This window comes from Streptomyces sp. NPDC057743 (assembly GCF_042798755.1).
In the GTDB taxonomy this organism is placed as follows: domain Bacteria; phylum Actinomycetota; class Actinomycetes; order Streptomycetales; family Streptomycetaceae; genus Streptomyces.
In genome coordinates this window covers 1-18900 of the sequence record NZ_JBHVJX010000070.1, presented here as the reverse complement: position 1 = coordinate 18900, position 18900 = coordinate 1, and the positions used below count along the sequence as shown (strand labels likewise).

The 18900-nt window shown below is 67.4% G+C and carries 14 protein-coding genes and 2 pseudogenes; 10 read left to right on the top strand and 6 right to left on the bottom strand.

Features of this window, described 5'->3' with window-relative positions:
- The coding region (locus ACFVFQ_RS37455) for a hypothetical protein (protein ID WP_383425042.1) at window positions 1–247 on the top strand (247 nt) is incomplete at its 5' end.
- A 164-nt stretch (window positions 248–411) separates the two neighbouring features.
- On the opposite strand, the gene ACFVFQ_RS37450 is transcribed toward ACFVFQ_RS37455, so the two are convergent.
- From ACFVFQ_RS37450 to ACFVFQ_RS37425, 6 genes are all read right to left on the bottom strand, one after another.
- A complete protein-coding gene (locus ACFVFQ_RS37450; protein WP_383425040.1) occupies window positions 412–2571 on the bottom strand; it encodes a hypothetical protein in 2160 nt (719 codons plus the stop codon).
- Window positions 2568–3650 (bottom strand): hypothetical protein, encoded by a 1083-nt coding sequence (locus tag ACFVFQ_RS37445; protein WP_383425039.1) that lies wholly within the window; start codon window positions 3648–3650, stop codon window positions 2568–2570. Before ACFVFQ_RS37445 ends, ACFVFQ_RS37450 begins: the two co-directional genes overlap by 4 nt.
- Window positions 3651–3665: 15 nt before the next feature.
- Window positions 3666–5189, bottom strand: a complete 1524-nt coding sequence (locus ACFVFQ_RS37440) for a hypothetical protein (RefSeq protein ID WP_383425037.1) — start codon at window positions 5187–5189, stop codon at window positions 3666–3668.
- A gap of 34 nt (window positions 5190–5223) precedes the next feature.
- Window positions 5224–5529: a hypothetical protein gene (locus ACFVFQ_RS37435; protein WP_383425035.1), complete on the bottom strand. Its 306-nt coding sequence runs from the start codon at window positions 5527–5529 to the stop codon at window positions 5224–5226.
- Window positions 5530–5532: 3 nt separating this feature from the next.
- The gene (locus tag ACFVFQ_RS37430) at window positions 5533–6522 is read right to left on the bottom strand and encodes an NlpC/P60 family protein (RefSeq protein ID WP_383425033.1); all 990 of its coding nucleotides are present in this window, start codon (window positions 6520–6522) and stop codon (window positions 5533–5535) included.
- 175 nt (window positions 6523–6697) lie between these two features.
- Complete coding sequence (locus tag ACFVFQ_RS37425; RefSeq protein WP_383425031.1) at window positions 6698–8338, bottom strand: FtsK/SpoIIIE domain-containing protein; 1641 nt, start codon at window positions 8336–8338, stop codon at window positions 6698–6700.
- Window positions 8339–9268: 930 nt separating this feature from the next.
- On the opposite strand from ACFVFQ_RS37425, the pseudogene ACFVFQ_RS37420 reads away from it, so the two are divergent.
- The 9 genes and pseudogenes from ACFVFQ_RS37420 to ACFVFQ_RS37380 all read left to right on the top strand — a co-directional run bounded on the left by ACFVFQ_RS37420 (window position 9269) and on the right by ACFVFQ_RS37380 (window position 18810).
- A pseudogene (locus ACFVFQ_RS37420) lies at window positions 9269–10017 on the top strand (transposase domain-containing protein).
- 1384 nt (window positions 10018–11401) lie between these two features.
- Complete coding sequence (locus ACFVFQ_RS37415; RefSeq protein ID WP_383425029.1) at window positions 11402–11800, top strand: fatty acid desaturase; 399 nt, start codon at window positions 11402–11404, stop codon at window positions 11798–11800.
- A 94-nt stretch (window positions 11801–11894) separates the two neighbouring features.
- A pseudogene (locus ACFVFQ_RS37410) lies at window positions 11895–12398 on the top strand (fatty acid desaturase); the annotation flags it as partial.
- Between the two features lie 340 nt (window positions 12399–12738).
- Complete coding sequence (locus ACFVFQ_RS37405; RefSeq protein ID WP_383425027.1) at window positions 12739–13317, top strand: class I SAM-dependent methyltransferase; 579 nt, start codon at window positions 12739–12741, stop codon at window positions 13315–13317.
- 53 nt (window positions 13318–13370) lie between these two features.
- Window positions 13371–14363 carry a glycosyltransferase gene (locus tag ACFVFQ_RS37400; protein ID WP_383425025.1) on the top strand — a complete coding sequence of 331 codons (993 nt, stop codon included), beginning with the start codon at window positions 13371–13373 and terminating at the stop codon, window positions 14361–14363.
- Complete coding sequence (locus tag ACFVFQ_RS37395; protein WP_383425023.1) at window positions 14357–15607, top strand: nucleotide sugar dehydrogenase; 1251 nt, start codon at window positions 14357–14359, stop codon at window positions 15605–15607. The genes ACFVFQ_RS37400 and ACFVFQ_RS37395 overlap by 7 nt, the downstream gene beginning before the upstream one ends.
- The gene (locus tag ACFVFQ_RS37390; RefSeq protein ID WP_383425021.1) at window positions 15604–16587 is read left to right on the top strand and encodes a sugar phosphate isomerase/epimerase family protein; all 984 of its coding nucleotides are present in this window, start codon (window positions 15604–15606) and stop codon (window positions 16585–16587) included. The genes ACFVFQ_RS37395 and ACFVFQ_RS37390 overlap by 4 nt, the downstream gene beginning before the upstream one ends.
- Entirely contained in the window at window positions 16580–17860 is a 1281-nt protein-coding gene (locus tag ACFVFQ_RS37385; protein WP_383425019.1) for a DegT/DnrJ/EryC1/StrS family aminotransferase, read from the top strand. The genes ACFVFQ_RS37390 and ACFVFQ_RS37385 overlap by 8 nt, the downstream gene beginning before the upstream one ends.
- Window positions 17857–18810, top strand: a complete 954-nt coding sequence (locus ACFVFQ_RS37380) for an NAD-dependent epimerase/dehydratase family protein (protein ID WP_383425017.1) — start codon at window positions 17857–17859, stop codon at window positions 18808–18810. The genes ACFVFQ_RS37385 and ACFVFQ_RS37380 overlap by 4 nt, the downstream gene beginning before the upstream one ends.
- Window positions 18811–18900: the final 90 nt, after the last annotated feature.

Genomic DNA, 18900 nt, shown 5'->3' with positions numbered 1-18900 from the left:
TTGGGACGTGAGGCATCCCGCTCAACAGTCCGAGAGCCTCGCCTGTTACGGGCCACCAACCATCCCCCGATCAGTGGCCGAGTTGAAGAAGTTCACTGGTGGACATCGCTTCAACCACGAGCTCGCCTCAGGATTCGCTGACGCGCTCGACTCGCACATCGGCCCCAGGGAACGGCACATCCTCGATCGCCTTGATCACCACGCAGCAGAACACCAAGCCGAAACGTTCGTGCGTTCCCGACCCTGACCTGGTGATTCACGCAAGCGCGGTCAGAGCCTCCAAAATCCGCGGCGCTGCTGCGCAAGCTGGCCAAGTTCGATCACCTCGCCACTTCTTGAGCATTGCTGAACGGGCCCCGTCAACATCCGTTGGCGGGGCCCCTTCAGCTTGTCGGAAGTGGTCGACGGCGGTCAGAGATCGGAGGGCAATTTCTCTCCGGTTTCGGCGTCGTACGCGATACCGGTCGGTGACAGCCGGATCACGCGCGAAGCGGCGCGGGCACCTTTCTTCCAGCTCTTTCCACCGACCGTCACCCGGACGGTTACGTCAGCCAGAGGATCGTTGACTGGCAGCTCAATCTCTGGGGTGGCGGGGTACAAGCCCTTTTTGGTGCTTTGGGCGCTCCGGCCATCAGCATCGAGGCGCAGGTACTTGGCATTGGGGTCGAAATAGGATCGCAGTTCGACAATGACGTGCTCCGTGTTCTGGGTCCAGTGGGCCACGACGTCGGCCTTGACACTGTCAATGTCGAGTTTTGCGCCCGAACGGCCCTTGTAGGCGGCGGCCTTATGCTGGCGCTGCTCTTGCTGGCGGTCGTCATCGGCCTTCTGCCATACGCCGGCGGCGGTGAGGACCAGGGCGGCGACGGCGGCGATGTAGGGCCAGGTACGCCGACGTGCGCGGGGCGGGGGCTGGTCGTTGGCCCCGGCCGCGGCCCCAGCCGTGGGTGCGGGCTCGGGAGGTTGGGGGCCTCGGTGCCATTGTGTGGAGTTGTCGGTGTTCTCGAACCATGCGCCGTCGTTGTGCCCCATGCGGGCGACGGTAGCGCGTAGGTGCGCGGCTTGGTGAGTGTTTCCGGACAGTTCGGCCGCCTTTGCTCGGGTGATGAGCCAGGCTGTGGCCTGGGGGGAGTTGATGCCGTGGGCGGTGATGTCCTCGCGCTCTCCGAGGGCGGCGAGTTCGGAGGCTTCGATCAGTCGGCCTTCGTGGGCGGCCTGGACGACGGTGTGGTGTCGGCTGTCGAGTTGCGGCCCGGTGTAGACGGTGTCGATGGTGTTCCGCGGCAGCTCGAAGTCCCACCCGTCCCCGTCCTCGGCGGCGTCAGCGTCGTACGCGTCGTCCTCTTCCGGCGGGGTGTCCTTGGTCAAGGGCACGGCCGGTTCGTCGCTGTTGGCAAGGGCTTGTTGGGCCTTGCGGCGCCGGGTGGAGGTGTCGGTGAGCCGGAGTTCTTCCTCGCTGCGGGTGGTCTTGATGACGTCGACGTGGTCCGGGCCGACCTTCCACACGGCTTGTCCCGGCTCCAGGGTTGGGATCTTCTTGACGGCCCATGCGGGCAGTCCGAGGAGCGCGCCGACGACGGCCGCCTCATCAGGTCCTAGGCGTCCGACATGGGCGATTTCGCAGAGTCGGGCTAGGTCCTGGGCGCGGCCGTCGCCGAGGTCGGAGAGCGTGTGCATCACGACGTCGAGGGAGAACGCGGCCTTGCGGGAGTTCTTGAGCAGGCGCTGGATGAGCTCGCTCGTGGCGGGAGACAGCAGGATCTGCCATGCCTCTTCGAGCACCAGGTGCCGGTGCGGGGCGGTCGATTGCCGCAGCCACACGTGCTCGACCCAGCAGGCGATTGCGGCCATGAGCGCGGGGATCGCAGGGGAGTTGCGGTCGAGGCTGCTGAAGTCGAAGGACACGATGGGCAGGTCGGTCGGGGGGAGGCTCGCGGCGGGGCCGTCGAACAGGCCGCGCAGCGAGCCTTCGGTGTAGCGGGACAGGGCGATGGCGACTCCTTCGCCCCACACGGCCAGCTTGTCGGCCGGCCAACGGCCGTCCTCCGGGCTCACCAGTGCGTCGACCAGTCCGCCGAGCGTTTCGGCCTTGGGGCTGTTGAGGGCGTGCTGGAGTGCGTGGGTGGACTGCGGGGTGAGCGCGGCGGGTTCGACCGCGGCGATCAGCGAGCGGATCAGTTCCTCGCGTACAGGCTCCAGTTCGGGCGAGCACGGGTTCAGTGTGAAGGCGCCGGCCTCGATGATCAGGCCGTCGAGGGATTCGGTGAGCTTGCCCCACTCGCCGGCAGCCGTCTCCTCCCCGAAGGAGTCGATGATGACGTACTGGTGGCCGTGGTGCAGGATCTCGCGGCGGGCGCGGATCTTGGCCGTCGCGGACTTGCCCGACCCGAGCCCGCCCAGAGCCAGGGAGTTGGTAGCGGGCAGGACGCGGTCGTCGACCAGGACCGGGGACAGGTGGAAGGCCCTGCCATCGGTCTCAGAACGTCCGATCGGGATGCCGGGGAACGTGGCGTCGGCGGCGACCAAGGGCGCGGTGATGGCGGCTTGAGTCGCAGGCAGACGGTTCGTCACAGGACGGCCCCTTTCCGGGTCGCGGCCCCGTGCGGAGTGGTCATGACGTGGGCGCGCTGCTGCTGGCCGGTGAGCCAGTCGAGTTGGATGCGGTGCCGGTCAGCGACGAGGGAGGCGTCCCAGCGCGCGTCGGTGACCGCCTCGGGGCTGTCACCCCAGACGGTCAGGTAGGCGTCGACGTCGACCAGGCAATCGCCCTGCACGAGCGCGCCGTGGGTGGTGCCGCTGGCCGCTTCGTCGGCGTCCTTCTTGACCTGATCGGCCGTGAAGGCCCCGGCCGCGGCCGACTGCCACTTCGCGGAGCGGCGCGACTGCGCGGCGGGCAGCGGTCGGTAGAGGACGGCCAAGGAGCGATCGGTGGTGCGGTCGTGGCTGCTGCCGAGCAGGAGTTTGGGCATCAGGTCGCCGTCGGTCTCGGTCGGCCAGGCGGTGATCCGTGCTGTGGCGGCGTGGCTGCCGTCGTCGAAGGCGGCCCAGGTGGTGGCGCGGTCGCACACGGCCGGTACCGGCTCGGGGGTGGCCGGCGTCAGCATGCCGAGGGCGGCGAGTTCGCTCTCGATGGTGCTGATGACGCGTTCAGGGTGGCCGACCAGCCCTTTGGGGATGTGCACGGAGATGGTCTGTGTGTGGGTGGTGTAGTCCCCCGCGGTGGCGTGGTGGGTGACGTGGACCTGGATGCCGGCGCTGCGGGCCTGCCCGGCGGCGAAGGTCAACGCCTTGGCGAACGCCTCGTGAAAGGCGGCCCTGATGTAGGGGTCTTGCACGGTGCCGTGGTGCGGGTAGAGCGTCCACGTCCTGGTGGTGCCCGTGCTGTTGGCCAGGTCGGGGGTGGTGCGCTCGCGCCAGAGCCGGACGCCGACGGTCGCCCAGCGGGCGATCGAGCGGCGTCCGGGCGCGACGTTGACCAGCCCGGCGATGCCCGCGATGGCCCCGAACGCCCAGCCCGGCGGCTGGTTGAGCATCGCCGACATCAACAAGGCTGCTCCTGCCCCGGCGTTCATCTTGGTCAGCACGACCTCTGTGGGGCTCAGCCCGCGTTGGATGGCGGGGACGCGATAGCCGGGGGACAGGGAGTACACGGCAAATCTCCTCTTCTAAGGGGTGTTTGGCCCACTCGACCGCGGGCCGGGAGGCGAACTGCGGGGCCCTCGCGCCGGCCTGGGTGCCGGCGCGGGGGCGGGGGTACGCCCGTTGGGCGTTGGCCGGGAGTCGGCAGGGGGCTGGTTGGCAGCGCGGGCCTGCCGACGCGCGGCCATCAGTCGTTGGCTGCGCTGCCCATCGTTGTTGATCTGCGCCATGGCCGATTCGGTCGTCAGCCGACCCGGCCGCGGTCGAGGTCGGCCCCCGTACGAGGCGAACAGCACATCGCCGTCCTGGGCCATGGCGCGCCCCGGAGTGGGCACCAGGAGAGGGCCGCGGGGGCTGTTCTCCTGTTCATGGAAGTCAGGCACGCTCGCCCGAATGGCCGCCCGCGCAAGCGGATTCGTCGTACGGCTCTCCACCATCGACCGCGCGGCGCCGGCCAACCGGGGCCCGATGTACGGAACTCCGTGGAAAATCATCCGCAGCATCACGGCGTCGGCCGCGACCAGGAGCACCGCGTCCATCACCAGGCTGCCTTGAACTAGCTTCACGAACGGCGCGACGAGGAGCAGTGCCATGGGGGCGAACATGAGGCCCAGCAGGCGCTGAGCCCACCTTTGGACTGCCTCTGTGTCGCCTCCGCGTGCCAGGGAAGCGATCACCAGCGGCGAGATGCAGACGAACGCCAGGATGCCGGGTTGGCGGGTCATGAACACGAGCGCGGCGAAGCCGAGGGCGACACACAGCGCGGAGACGATGATCAGGATCGCCAGTGGGTTCCCCGAGTCGGCGCCGTTCTTGAGGTCCTGGGTGATGGCGCCGAACAGCGATGACTCGTCCGTATTGAACGCTGCCGTGAACGCTTCGCTGACCGCCTTGTTCAGCAGCATGACGATGCCGGGGACGGACGCCATGCCGGCTACGGCCACCAGCGTCCACCCTGTTGAGTGCCCCATCTGCTTCAGGCGCGGTGTGCCCTGCCACGCGGACAGACCACACACGACAATGACGCAGACGAAGATCGCCACAGCCAGATGCTGACCGAGCCATAGGAACGGGGCGAACGCCGCGTTATCGGCCTTCTCCGGCGCCCAGGCATCCTTGGGGGCGACAAGGCTCTTGATCTTGTCGATCAGCCAATTCGCGAGGTCTTTGACGTGTTGGGAGGCCCCGTTGGTCAGCCCGCTCTCGCCCCCGTCCCGGCCCCCGCTGGACAGGCCAGGGATGTCTTTAGTGCGGTTCTCACACAGTTTTCGTGCAACGCCCTTGAGCAGCGAGCACGGCCCCGATGAGTCCTTCTGTGAGGACTCGCCTTGGGACTCACAGTCGAGTTTGGCGGGGCCATGGAAGTCCTTGCACCGCTCGGTTTCCTGCTTCTTGTCGTGGCAGAACTTTCTGAGCTGCCCCGGGACGGAGTCGCAGGTGGTTTTGGGGTCCGCCTGGGCGGGGCTGGGCTGCGGGTCGAGGAGAATACCGACCACGGCCAGCAGCAGCGCCAGACACCAGATACGGCCCCAGTTCAGCGACGAGGTCATCGAACACCCCCTTTCAATTGCCGGTCATCCCGCGCTACTTGTGAGCGTCGGTCACGGTCGAGAACAGTTCTCCGCCGTACATGGCCAGGACCACGGCGACGAACAGCGTGCCGATCGCCATGGACCCGTGGCGCAGTGCGCGCTTGGGGTCGCCGCTGAGGCTGAAGAGCATCCGCACCGCGATTACCGCGATGACGGCGGCAATTCCCTTGGTGACCAGGCCAGCGCCGGTCATCCCGATGGAGCGGAAGAAGTCGCTGAACCCGCCGGAAAGATCGCGGCCTTCGGCGAACTGAACGGTCTTGCCGATGGCCTTAGCGACGATGACGGACTTGGACATGCGTCAGATCTCCTTGGATGCGCTGTGAATGGGGCGGGCGAAGGCGAACAGGTCGTGCACCGAGTCGAGCGGAGAGAACCGAACTTCGGTGCCAGGTCGTGGGGCGTCGATCATGTAACCGCCGCCGACGTAAATTCCGACGTGGTGAATGCTCTCTGCGCTGGACCCGTAGAACACCAAGTCGCCAGGCATGAGGTCGGACTTGGATTTGATGGGTTTGGATGCCGCGTATTGCGCCGCCGCTGTGCGGGGCAGGGTGACACCGACTTTCGCATATGCATAGAGGGTGAGGCCAGAGCAGTCGAATCCGCGGATGTCGGCACCGGAGCGGCCCAGAGGAGAACAGCACGTTCCGGTGCTCGGTCCGGACTCGCTACCGCCACCCCACGAATACGGGGTGCCCAGCACTTCCTGAGCAACGTTCACGGCCGTGGCGCCCTGTTCGGCGCGTATGGTCGTTCCGGGTTTCCCTCCCTTTGCGGGTTGATCGGCCAGAGAGGTTATCGACCGGACGTAGCTCTGTGTTTCTTTGAACGGAGGGACGCCCCCGTACTTGCGGACGGCTCCGGTACCCGCGTTGTACGCGGCGAGGATGTTGCTCTGCTTGTTGCCGGGAACATCCTTGACGTCCTTGGCGATACCGCACAGGTATTTCGCGGCCGACGGAATCGCGTCTTCGGGGTCCCACACATCCCGCTTACCATCCCCGTTGCCGTCGACTCCGCTGCTCTCCCACGTGGACGGCATGAACTGGGCGATACCCTGCGCCCCCACCGGCGATTGCGCTTTGGGATTGAAACCGGATTCCTGGGTGAGCAGCGACGCCAGCAGATTCGGCGTGACCTCCGGGCAGGTATGTCCCGCGTCTTCGACCAGCCCTTGGTACTTGGTCGGAACGCTGACGCTCAGCGCCATGTTCAGCACCGGGTCGTTGCCGGCGGCCTGGATGAACGCGGCCCCGATGACGACCACGGTCGCCCCGACGCCGATCACGACCCCTACAGCACCTGGTCTCAAGGCTTCCCCCCTTCCTGCTGTTTTCGGTGTTTTCCCTGGTCAGGTCCGCCACTCGCACCCGCCCACGTCCCGCCCAGCTCCCGCCCAACGAGTCGGCGACCCGCCACTGGGCGGACCGGTGTGGCGGGCAGTGGGCGGGTGGTTGGGCGGGTCACGAATCGGACATAGCGGCTGCGGTGAGGTCGGCCAGTAGGTAGCCGCGCACACCTCCCGATGCCTTGTGTGGGGCTACCTCCAATAGCTTGCTGAGCTTCAGTCCAACCGCCGCTGAATTTCCTCCCTCAATCCCGAGCGCTTCAGCCAGGTCTGATGTGGCCATGAAGTCAACTCCCTTGGCGCGCATGAGGTCAATTGCTTTTTTACGCGGGGATGTTGGTTGGTTTTCGAGTTTCTTCGTGCGTTGGGCGTGGACTTCGTCGACGACGCCCCAGATGAATGCGTCAGCGAAGTTGAAGCCTCGGAGCAGAGTTGACGCACCGTTGGCGAACAGCACGGCCTGGCCCTTGATGGCAGGGTCAAGCAGGGCTGGGTGGATGGGGGCGATGGTATCGAAATACGAGTCGCCGAGGGCGACTTTCGCACCTCCCTCCGAGGCCACGTAGAGGCACATGCGGTAGAGGAACTGGTCCCGGACCTTGACCGGGATCGCTTCCTTCGCCGGCCGCTGCGTCAGCATGATCGTGGAAATCCCGGACTCCAGGGATTTTGCGACCAGGGACCGCGACTTGTCCTCTACCCGGCGCACCTGAGTGATGGATTCTTTGGTGCCGTTGTCGGTGTAGAAGTCGGCGGCTTCATCCACGATGAAGAACACCGGGCGGAACTTCGGTGTCGGCTGCCGGTTCCGGATCGCATCTTGGAGTTTGATGTACCGGCCGTCGACGCGGGACAGGAGGTCATCCAGCATGGACTCCATGACAGATGGGTCGTCAGATGCCTCGTAGCGAACGGCGAGTTTCTCGAACTTGGTCAGACCGCACAGCTTGCCGTCCAACAAGTACAAGTCGAATTCGCCGTAGGCAATAAGGAGGCAGGTGATGAGCCCGTTGACCAGAGTAGTTTTGCCCATCTGCGTCATACCGGCGATCAGCATGGACGCCTTGTCGAACGTCTTCACTCCGGCCAGAGCACCGGTGACGTCATACCCGAACGGCACACCGTCATACGCCCGGATCTGCTCCTTGGTGGGTGGTGCGAAAAGGCGGCTGAACGGCGGCTGGTCCAACTTCAGCAGCCTGACTTCGCGTTCGGTGTGCCGGGAGGTCTCCAGTTTCAGGTGGAGCCGGGTCACTCCGAGCATCGAGGCGATCGGCCCCAGCCGTTTGGAAACATCCTCATGGGTACGGCCTTCGGGCACCAGGAAGGTGTACTTGATGCCGATGCCCGGCAACTCTTCTACCCGGACGTCGCTTTGGGCGATGACTTCGTCCCGGCCGATCGCACCGGTACGTGTCAGAGCCGCAGTCAGTTCCGGGTGTATCGGAACAGCCGTCTCAGCGGCCGCCTCGGGCAGGGGCTGTGCCAATGTCGTTGTCTTGGGTGGTGTCTCAGCGGGTTCTCTGGTCCACCAGCGCATTACGGCGGCCTTGACCCTCCAGGCCACGTAGCCGAGTGCGACCAGCGTGCCCGCGGCGAGCAGGATGGTCGCGGGCCAGTTGAGGCCCAGCTTCGACTTGATCGCGATCAGGACCGCCAGGACCATGCCCAGGCCGCCGATTGCACCGGCGGCATGGGCATAGATGTCTTCATGCTCCTGGCTGTCGTACTGGTACCGGTACTCCTTCTTCCTCATACTCTCCCCTGCATTTCCGCATTCAAGGAATCTTCGATGGTAACTCCAACTCTCCTATTCCATTTGGGGGTTTGTCATGTTTCGCCGGTTCCGTCCTCTACGTCTGCGCCAGAACTGGCTCAATTCTCCGCTCACCGAAATGGCCCTCCAGGTCTGCTGGTCTCGACTGCGAATTCCGACAGTCGAGACACAGTCCAGTACTACTCAGGTTGAACTCGTAGCGTCCGGTGGCTTGTTCATGGTGAGACCGGCGGGCGAGAGGCATCCGTCGACAAGGTGGAGCCGGCACTGGATCCTCTTCAGAACTGTCGTTTGATGACGCGGGTGAAGTGGTTGAGGTCGGCGGCGGTGAAGTCAGACAGGTGCCGCTTGGGTCAGGATCGGATTTCTTCTACCGGATTCAACTCCGGTGCGTAGAGGAGTAGTTGAAAGACTCGCAGCCAGTCCTGATGTTCCTCGGTGAAGTCGACCAGCTCTCGCCGGAGGTACACGTTGAGGTTGCCCCAGCACCACACGACCGGGTGCCCAGTTGCTGGTGGGCCGTGACGATCAGGTCGCGACACTGGCGTCAGGAGAACGCCTTCGGCTCTCCCCGGCGCCCACACCAAAGGTGCAGCGCGCAGAAGAAGCGAGAACGGTGGCCGACGCGGTAGCAGACGACTCCGGCGATGTTGACCCGCCTTCCGCCGCCTGCCCCACAGCCTCACCCGCACAAGGGCTCCACGTTACGAGGGGGACCTCGCCAGTTGACGATGCCCCTTGGCGAGCGGTGGGGGAGACGTCACACTCGTAAGTGACCGTCGGTCTTTGCGCCCATGAACAGACACCCAAAAGGTGCCTGGCAGCTCTCCTGGCACGTTCCTGAAATAGTCTATCTGCTGAGATTCCGACTCGAGGTTGGGTCGGTGAAGTAGGGACCGCCCCCGGGACATGGCAACGCACTCGCGGGAAGTCGCCGTGGCTGCCGAAGAGTTGACTGCCGGCCATCTGGGCGGCCCGGCTCCCTTCCTGCCCTTCGAATTGGTGGACGCCGTCCTGGAGGAGACCCGTGTCGTCCAACAGCGGCTTCGGGATCTGCCCTCGCGGGTCGGGGTGTACTTCCTGGTGGCAATGTGCTGTTCCCGGAGATCGGGTTCCGGCTGGTGTGGGACAAGATGGCATCCGGGCTCGGCTGCGTGCGGCCGGCACCGAGCACGAAGAGCTTGCGCGATCTGCGCCGTCGAGTGGGCTGCGCTCCGATGAAGGCCCTGTTCGCGGTGGTGTCCGGAGCGCTGGCCTCAACCGCGTACCCCGGAGGTGCTGCGGGACCCGACCAGGGCTTCGACGGCAAGCGCTTCCTCGCCGCCGTGCACGCCACCGGCGCCCGTATCGTGGGCCGCACGCCGCCCGCCAGTCCTGAGGACCCTCGCAGACGCCTCCTACCTCTCGGCCATCGTCGGTTCTCCGGTACGCATCGTCGAAGCCGAGGTAAGCGTCACCTGCACGAACGCCGGAGGCATCGAGGGCTCGGCCTGGCACCGATGTCGACCGCTGCGGATTCACCGTCGCCCTCCAAACAGGGCGCGACCTGCTGGTTCGTGCGGAAGGAATCGTTGAGCAGGGCATCGGGACAATCGGCCGTCGAGTCCTATCGGCGCTGTCATCGGCACACCGACTGCGCATCAGCACCCGCAGGGTGAAGTCGCCCATTGCCCGTTATGCGGAACGGAATTTGGATGGACGTTCCGATGCGAGCCGGACTGTGACCTCCGTGACGATCACTGGAGGCGGAATAGCGAGACAACGCGGCTCCATGGGCAGGGCGTCTTGGTCGACACCTGTCTCAACGGAGCCGCGTTGCTCACGTTCCGAGCAGCGCAGAGGTATCCGACCCTCGCCTTACACACCCGTCACCAGCGCTAACTACCCTGCCTTGGGGAATCTTCACCTTCGCCAACGGGCTCCGCAAGGACCTCGACGCCGTCACCGACGGTCTCACCCTGCCCCTGAACTCATCCCACCTGCAACCGCCACACACCGCCCCGTACGCGAAGGCAACACACCATCAAAACCAACTTAACGAAGCACTACTACTGTAGGAGCAGTGTCATGCCGCACAGTTCCGAGCCAGTTCCCACACCCATCGCGCCCAAATCCGTTGAGTCTGAGGGCGTAGGCGAGTTTGTACCTGTTGTGCCCGATCTCGAACCTGTGGTGTATGAGGACCTGCCTCCTGTAGTGGATATTGATCCGATTCCTCCGTACACCAACGGCTGTCGTTTCAACGCGACCGGCCAGGTGCATTCGTCTTCCGCGACGGCCGCCGTGTCGAGATCGATGAACAGCCGCCCGGCAGCCCGTTTAATGTCGCGCAGACGCGAGATCTCTGAGTTTTCCGTAGGACGAATCACTTTACTCTTTCCTGGCACTGTCTCTTCGTTCCACCCGACCCCGCAAGGCGGTTCGGTGACCGGGAGGCAGGCATCCGCCGCCCTGGAGGCGATGCTTTGCTGTGAATCCGCAGAGCTGGACGGCAGCATGGAGCGCCGCTCGACGGAGCCGGATGTTCCGTCGGGATGGGAGGATCCTCCCGGCGGTCATCGTTCCGCTGGGCGGCCAGTCCACGCAAGTCCACGCGCGCCTTGCGGGCGTTGGCGCAACGATCAACGACGTTCCCCACATGGGGGGCGTCGTCTCCTTCTCTGTCCGCGCGGCGGGCCTTCAAAATCCCCCGAAGTCTTGGCATTGGCGAACATGAGAGCTAAATGACGTTCGCCCAGCCATCAACGGATCTTGGCGAGATGTGACGGTAGTCACTCTGCGCCGGGATAGGATTGTACACGACAACTCGGGCCAGTTTGCCGTCACTTTGATCGGCCGGCCCCGACACTCCACATTTCCCTTCCGCTCCCCTCGCTTTCCGGCGGACGCGTTCGACTGCCTCTGACACCCGTAATGCACTGCGCGAGCAATGGTGAAAAGCATGGAAACGCCGCACCATCCCACTGTGCCTGAGGACAACGTCCCCCTCCCCAAGACAATCCGGGTTCTCCCCACCTCCCGTCGATCATCGACCGCGACGGCGTGCGGTGGATCGACTACCGCAAGGCCCTGCCCCCTCGCTACGGAATCATCTGGCGGGACATCGCGGCGTGCTATCTGTCCCTGGCCACCGGAGTCGCCGTCGTCGATCTCGTGCAGCAGTCCTTCGGGCGGACTGCCGCGTGTGCAGTGGCGGTTCCCGTGGCGTTGTGGACCGGTTATTGGTTGCACGCCCTCTTCCTCTTCGGACACGAGGCGGCCCATGCCAATCTGGCCCCGCGGAGAAAGGCCAACGACCGGCTCATATGGCTGTTCTTCGGGTCGACCACCGTCAATTACCGCCGTACGCACATGGCGCACCACGCCCATATCGGAAGCCATCGTGACACCGAGACCACCTATCAGCTCTGCCTGTCGGTGGTGAACGTCCTCAAGGGATGACCGGCTTACGGGTCCTGGAAGTCCTGCTGCACAAAGCCAGGTTGGCGCGCCGCCCGGCACCCGCCCGCACGCGCCCGAAGCGGCCGTCCGCGCGCGACGGCACGGCCCCGGCCGGCGGCGGCCGTCCCGTGCCACGAGCGGGGCCATGGCGTCTTTGCGGACGGTGGTCCTGCACGCCGGAATCCTCGCGCTGCTGGTGGTCAACGGCTGGTTGCCGGCGGCGCTCGCCTGGTTGCTGGGAGTCGGCGTGGTCTTCCCGCTGTGCGCGATGACCCGCACCATCGTCGAGCATCGTCGACTGGAAGCGCCCTGTTCCGTCGACTTCACCGTCGTGGAACACGGCCCCGTCAACCGGATGTTCGGCAGCGATCCGGTATCCCGCACCTTCGGCGCCGTCGGGTTCAACAAACACCTGCTGCACCACTGGGACCCGGCGATCTCCTACACCCGCTTCGAGGACATGGAGCGGTTCATCGCCCGCACGCCCCCTGGCGGCGGAAATGGAAGCGAGCCGCATCGGTTACGGCGCGGCACTGACGAGGCTCCTTTTGGAGGCACGGCGTGGATGACACCCACACGGTCCGCGAGCAGCCGTTGATGGCCTGCCCGGTCTGCGCGGCGGACCGGCTCGAGCTGTTCGCGACGGCGCTGGACAAGGAGTACTTCACCAACGACCAGGAATACCGATACGCGCGCTGCTCCTCGTGCGCCACGGTCTATCTCGACTCGCCCCCGGCCGACCGCCTCGACGAAATCTATCCCACCAATTACTACTCGTACGGTGGCATCGAGGACTCGACCGCGGTCACCGAACGCATCAAGGAACGGATCGACGGCCACATGCTGCGCAAGGTCCTCAACGGCATTCCGGGGCGCCGGCTCCGGGTGCTGGATGTGGGCGGCGGTGCCGGTTGGATGCTGACCACCGCCGGCCGCGTATGCGACCGGGTGGCGGAGACCCACGAGGTGGACCTGCAGCAGTCGGCACCGCGGCGGCGGAGCGCGCGGGGCACGTCTACCACTGCACCCCGGTCGAGGAGTTCACCAGCGACCGGCGCTTCGACCTGATCATGATGATGAGCATCATCGAGCACGTTCCGGATCCCGGGCGGGTGTTGCGGAGGATGGGCGAACTCCTCACCGACGACGGCGTTCTGGTACTGAAGACGCCCAACACCGACACCCTGGACTGTCGGCTCTTCCGCAAGCGCAACTGGGGCGGCTACCACTGCCCGCGGCATTTCGTGCTGTTCACCCGTGATGGCCTGGCCCGTCTGGGGGCGCGCTGCGGACTGCGGATGGCGGGAAGCCACTACAGGCAGGGTCCCCCCCCGTGGGCCCTGAGCGTCATGGCCTGGATGCACGACCGCCGCTGGATCACCATCACCGCGCAGCGGCCCGCCTACCAGCACTGGACGTACGAGCCGCTGACGGCGGTGTTCGCCGCCTTCGACTTCGCGCGGGCCCCACTGATGCCCACGGCCCAGATGATCGTCAGCTTCAAGCGGGCCCGCTGAACACCGCTTCCGGTGCCGAGCCACCCCCACTGCGAGAACCGAGGAGACAGCACATGGGCACCTCCGTCGAGGGCGACGAGAAGGTGGATCTCACCTTCGCCACCCCCATGTACAACGACGAGCAGATCGTACGCGAAGCCATACGGCGCGTCCTGAACGCCGGTGAGCGTTCCAGCCGTTCCTTCGAGGTCCTGGTGGTCGACGACGGCAGCCAGGACGCCACACCAAGGCTGTTGGCCGACCTCAAGCGGGCCCACCCCCGTCTGCGGTGGGTGCAGTTGCGGCCCAACTGCGGCCAGACGGCGGCCAGCAAGGCCGGAATGACCGCGGCCCGCGGCCGGATGGTGGCGGTGCTCGACGCCGATCTGCAAACCCCGCCGGAGCTGGTGCCGGCCCTGGCCGCGGTGCTGGAGAGTGCTGGTCCCGAGGTCGCCGCGGTCTTCGGGACCACCTCCACCCGAAAGCGCGACGACCCGACCCGCCTGCTCATCGGCCAGGCCGTCTTCTACTTCCTGCAGACACGACTGGGCCGCAACCGCCTTCCGCACGGGGCGAGTTCCTTCTTCGTCATGCGCCGGGAGGCCGCCAGGCACCTCGCCGGGCTGCGGTTCACCAAGGGCAACATCGCGGCGGTGCTGTCCGCCCTGGGCATGGACGCCGAGTGCGTCAGCTACACCAAACCCGCCAGCTACCGCGACGGCTCCCGGCTCGGACTGCGCGGCCGCGTCGAAGAGGCGGTGGGTTCCCTGGCGTTGACCGGCGTGCTGAGCAGGCTCGCCGCCACGGGGGCCACCCTGGCCCCCTGCGCGGCCCTGCGGGCCCGCCGCGCCCGGCGCACCGGTGCCCTGCCGCTCGTCGGCGCGGGCCTATGCCTGCTGTCCCTGGCCGCGGCGGAGCACTTCACCCGCCGTTCGCTGGCCGCCTCCGCGGCCCCGTTACCCCTCTTCGAGGGCGGTACGGACGACACCCCCGGCGCGGCCGGCGGTCCATCGGTATCCGACCGGCGTACCCGCCCCTCGACGAGCGAAGCGAGGGAATCGTGCTGATCGCCGTCGTCGGGCAAGGATACGTTGGCCTTCCGGAAGCGGTCGCCATCGCCTCCGCCGGCCACACCGTCTACGCGGCCGAGTCCGACCCCACGCGCCACGCCTCGCTCACCCGGTGCCACTCCTACATCGCCGAGGTCGACTCCGTGGACCTGCGCCGGCTCACCGAGGCCGGGCGGTACCGCCCCGTACTCGACGCCTCGCAGGCCCCCAGCTGCCACGTGTACCTGATCGCCACCCCCACCACGCTCACCTCCCGCCACACACCGGACCTGAGCCACATCGACGCGGCCCTCGCCGCCATCGCACGCTCCGCGCGGCCGGGCGCGCTGATCGTGCTGGAGTCCACCACCTACCCCGGCGCCCTGCGCCACCATGTCGCCCCCCTCTTCGAGAAGTTGTCCGGGCTGCGCGCCGGCGCCGATGTGCACTTCGCCTACAGCCCGGAGCGGCTGGACCCCGGCCGCGGCACCGTTTTGGAGGAGGTCCCCAAGCTAGTGTCCGGGCTCGACAAGCGCTCCGGGCAGCTGGCGCGCGACTTCTACGAGACCGTCTTCCAGCACGTGGTCGAGGTCTCCGGCGCCGAGATCGCCGAGTTCGCCAAACTCCTGGAGAACACCTTCCGTTACGTGAACATCGCCTACGTCAACGAGCTCAGCAAGACGGCCAAGGCCATGAACATCCCGTTCCGTGAAGTCGTGGCCGCCGCCGCATCCAAGCCGTTCGGCTTCATGCCCTTCCACCACGGGCCCGGCGTCGGGGGCCACTGCCTGCCCAGCAACGTGCACTACCTCAACTACGCGCTGGCCGCCGCGGGAGCGCCCAGCGAACTGCTGACGGTGGCCGAGCGCATCAACAGCTCGATGCCCGACTACACCGTCGAGCGGCTGCGCCGGATCCTGTCCCGGACCGGAACCCCCTTGCGGGGAGCGCGGATTCTCGTCCTCGGTCTGGCCTTCAAGGCCGATGTGGCCGACGCCCGCAACGCGCCGACCCACGCCATCAGCGACTCACTCGTGCGCGCCGGAGCCGCCGTGCGGGTCGCCGACCCCTGGGTGGCCCGCCAACAGCGCACGGACAGCTTCGAACTGGTCGAGCTGACCGCCGAGGAGTGCACCTCCGCCGACGCGATCCTGCTCGTTACCGACCACCGGGACGTGGACTACGACCTGGTACTCAACTCCGGCACGGTGATCCTCGATTGCCGTGGCCACCTCAGCGCACAGGAGGTCGAACAGCTGTGAGCACGCAGACGCCCACCTACACCGCCCGCGGCAGGGACCGCACCGCACCGCCCCGGCCGGCCCTCCCCCAAATCACGTTCGACGGGCTGCGGCGCCAACAGATCGACACCCGCTGGGTCGCTCAGGCCGGGGGCCTGGAAGCGTATGTCTTCGACGGCGCGGATCTGACGACCACTCACCAGTGGGACACCCTGCGCGCCAACCTCCGCTTCGCCACCGACCTCGGCGCGCGCCGGCTGACCTGCCACTTCCCCACGACCAACGCCCACTGGGTCGGCGAGCGCACGGCGTACGACCAACTGAGACGGTTCTGCGACCTGGCCGTCGACAGCGGGGCGTCGGGCGTGGTGCTGCACGCCAACCAGTTCGTCGAGCAGGCCGACTGGCTCGGTTTCGACCTGTGCGCGGCCCGCGAGCGCACGGTCGCCCGCCTCGCCGAGCTCGACGGGGACCTCGACGGCGCCCCGCTGTGGATCGGCGTGGAGAACCTGCCGATCATCGGCGCGGAGGGCACCGACTACGACTCGGTCTTCGTCCGCCCCGACGACTACCTCCCCCTCCTCGAACTCGACTCCCCCCGCATCGGCGCCACTTGGGACGTGTGCCACTGGGCTGTGACGTACACGACCCTGGCCTCCATCGCCCAACTCCAGCAGCGCGCGCCGGACATCGACGCGCTGGCGCTGCCACCGGTCCCCGTCAAACACCTCCACTTCGGCTCGTTCTCCGGTCGGGCCATGCCGTTTCGCGCGGATGTCTGCGTCGAGGGGGTCCCGCCGCAGCGCGGCGACATCGACGAGCGGCTGCTCGCCGCCATGCTGCGCGTCGCGATCGAGGCCGCCGACGGCGCCGGCGTGGTGCTGGAGATCCAGGAGGAGGACTACCTGCGGCGCGAGCACTGCTGGACCACCCTGGAATGGCTCACCTCCACGCCACACCTGCGCGCGTGCATCGCACCGGCGGGAGCCACCCGTGACTGACGCACGAGCCCACCCGCGAGAGCTGCCACGGCCCGCCGTGCCCCCGCACCCCGGCCCGAGTGGGGACGCGGCGCCCGCCGACCTGCCCTATGCCCATCCCTATTGGGACGACGGGGAAGCCACCGCGCTGCTGGACGCCCTGCGCTCCGGGATGTGGACCAACGGGAGCCGGGTGGCGGAGTTCGAGCGCGAACTCACCCGCCTCACCGGTGCCCCGACCCTCACCCTCTCCAGCGGCACCACCGCCATCTCCGCGCTCCTGCGGATCGTCGGCGAGCGCACCCCCGGCCCCCGGCTGCTGGTGACCCCCACCCTCACCTTCGCCGCCGCACCGGCGTCCGCCCGGCTGTTGGACTGGGACGTGGCCCTGTGCGACGTCGAGGCGGACGGGCTCACCCTCGCGCCGGCCGCCCTCGACGCCCTCCTCCACCGGGTGCACCGGCACTACGCCGTGATCGTCGTCGTCCCGGTCCACTACGCCGGGCACACCGCCGATCTGCCGGCCCTCACCGCACTGTGCACCCGCTACGGCGCCGACCTCGTCGAGGACGCCTGCCACGCCATCGGCGGCCACTACGACGACCCGCGCGCTCCCGTCGGCTCCTGGCCGGGGTCGCTGGCCGCCTACTACAGCTTCCACCCCGTCAAACCCGTGGCCTGCGGCGAGGGCGGCGCCGTCGCCACCCGCGACCCCGCCCTCCTGGAGCGGCTGCGCGGACTGCGCAACCACAACATGACGCCGCTGCCGGACCACCCCCACGACCAGGCGCCCTGGCCTTACACCATCGACACCCCCGGCACCAACTACCGGCTGTCGGACTTCCACGCGGCCGTCGGCACCGTGCAGGCCCGCCGGGCCGAGGAGTCCCGCACGGAGCGCGCCCGCCTCGCGGAGCGCTACCACCGGGCCTTCGCGCAGCTGCCCGCCGTGCGGACCGTCCCGGGGCAGCAACGGCCCGGCTCCGCACACCACTTGTTCCCCGTCGTCTTCGACCTCGCGGCGCTGGGCCTGTCCAAGCGCGCCCTGCTGACCGCCTTCCGCGCACGCCGCGTCCACTGCCAGATCCACTACTCCCCGCTGCATCGGCTCGACGCGTTCGCCGGCACACCGGCGCAGCTGCGCACGGAATTCCCCGTGGCCGACGCGGTCTTCCCCGGGCTCGTCTCGCTGCCGCTGTGGCGCGGCATGCGCGAAACCGACGACCAGGACCGGGTCATCGACATCGTGACCGGCCTCGCCACGGACGGCAGGAACAGAGAGAGCACACCGTGACCACCAACCCCACCGCCCCGACCGCGCCACACACCCTCATCACCGGTGGCCTCGGCTTCCTGGCGACCTGGATCGCGGCAGGTCTGCTGCGCTGCGGCCACCGGGTGACACTAGTGGACCACCGGGAACCGGACGGCACCCCGGCGCAGTTGTCCGGCATCGTCGACGCCCCCGCCGTCACCGTGGCCCGCGCCGACATCACCGAGCCCGGTGCCCTGGACGGCCTCGGCGAGAGCGACCACGTCATCCACACGGCGGCCGTGCTCGGCGTCGACAAGGTCCGTGCCGCCCCGGTGGAGACCCTGCGCGTGAACATCGACGGCACCGTCGTCGCACTCGACTACGCCGTCCGTCAGCCCGCCCTGCGCCGCTTCGTCCTACTCAGCACCAGCGAGGTCTACGGCAGCCGGGCCGAGGACGCCTTCGAGGGCGAGTGGCTCTCCGTGCGCACCGACGACCCCCGCTGGTCGTACGCGGTCAGCAAGGTGACCGCCGAGGCGATGACCGTCGCCCGCGGCACCGAAGTGGGGCTGCCCTACACGCTGGTGCGTCCCTTCAACGTCTACGGGCCGCTGCGCACCGGGGCGTACGCGGTGGGCGCGCTGGCCCGGCAGGCGGTGAGCGGAGCGCCGTTGACGGTGCACGGGGACGGCCGGCAGTGCCGCGCCTGGTGCCACGCCGAGGACTTCGCCAACGGGCTCGTCCGCTGCCTGTACGCCCCGGACGCCGTCGGCCGGGCGGTCAACATCGGCGATGACCGGCACCACCTGTCCGTCGCCGAACTGGCCCGGCTCACCAACGAGATCGGCGGCGGCGCGGGCATCACCCACAGCCGACGCGCCGGCCCCGACATCGATCTGCGCAAGCCGGACCTCACCACGGCCCGGACTGTGCTGGGCTACCAGCCGCTGCGCGATCTGCACGAGGGGCTGCGGGAAACCGTCGAGTGAACTTCTTCAACTCGGCCACTGATCGGGGGATGGTTGGTGGCCCGTAACAGGCGAGGCTCTCGGACTGTTGAGCGGGATGTCTCACGTCCC

Coding starts and splice junctions, on each gene's coding strand:
- ACFVFQ_RS37440 (WP_383425037.1), bottom strand. CDS start 5,189: ATGACCTCGTCGCTGAACTGGGGCCGTATCTGGTGTCTGGCGCTGCTG.
- ACFVFQ_RS37435 (WP_383425035.1), bottom strand. CDS start 5,529: ATGTCCAAGTCCGTCATCGTCGCTAAGGCCATCGGCAAGACCGTTCAG.
- ACFVFQ_RS37425 (WP_383425031.1), bottom strand. CDS start 8,338: ATGAGGAAGAAGGAGTACCGGTACCAGTACGACAGCCAGGAGCATGAA.
- ACFVFQ_RS37405 (WP_383425027.1), top strand. CDS start 12,739: ATGCGACCGGGTGGCGGAGACCCACGAGGTGGACCTGCAGCAGTCGGC.
- ACFVFQ_RS37400 (WP_383425025.1), top strand. CDS start 13,371: ATGGGCACCTCCGTCGAGGGCGACGAGAAGGTGGATCTCACCTTCGCC.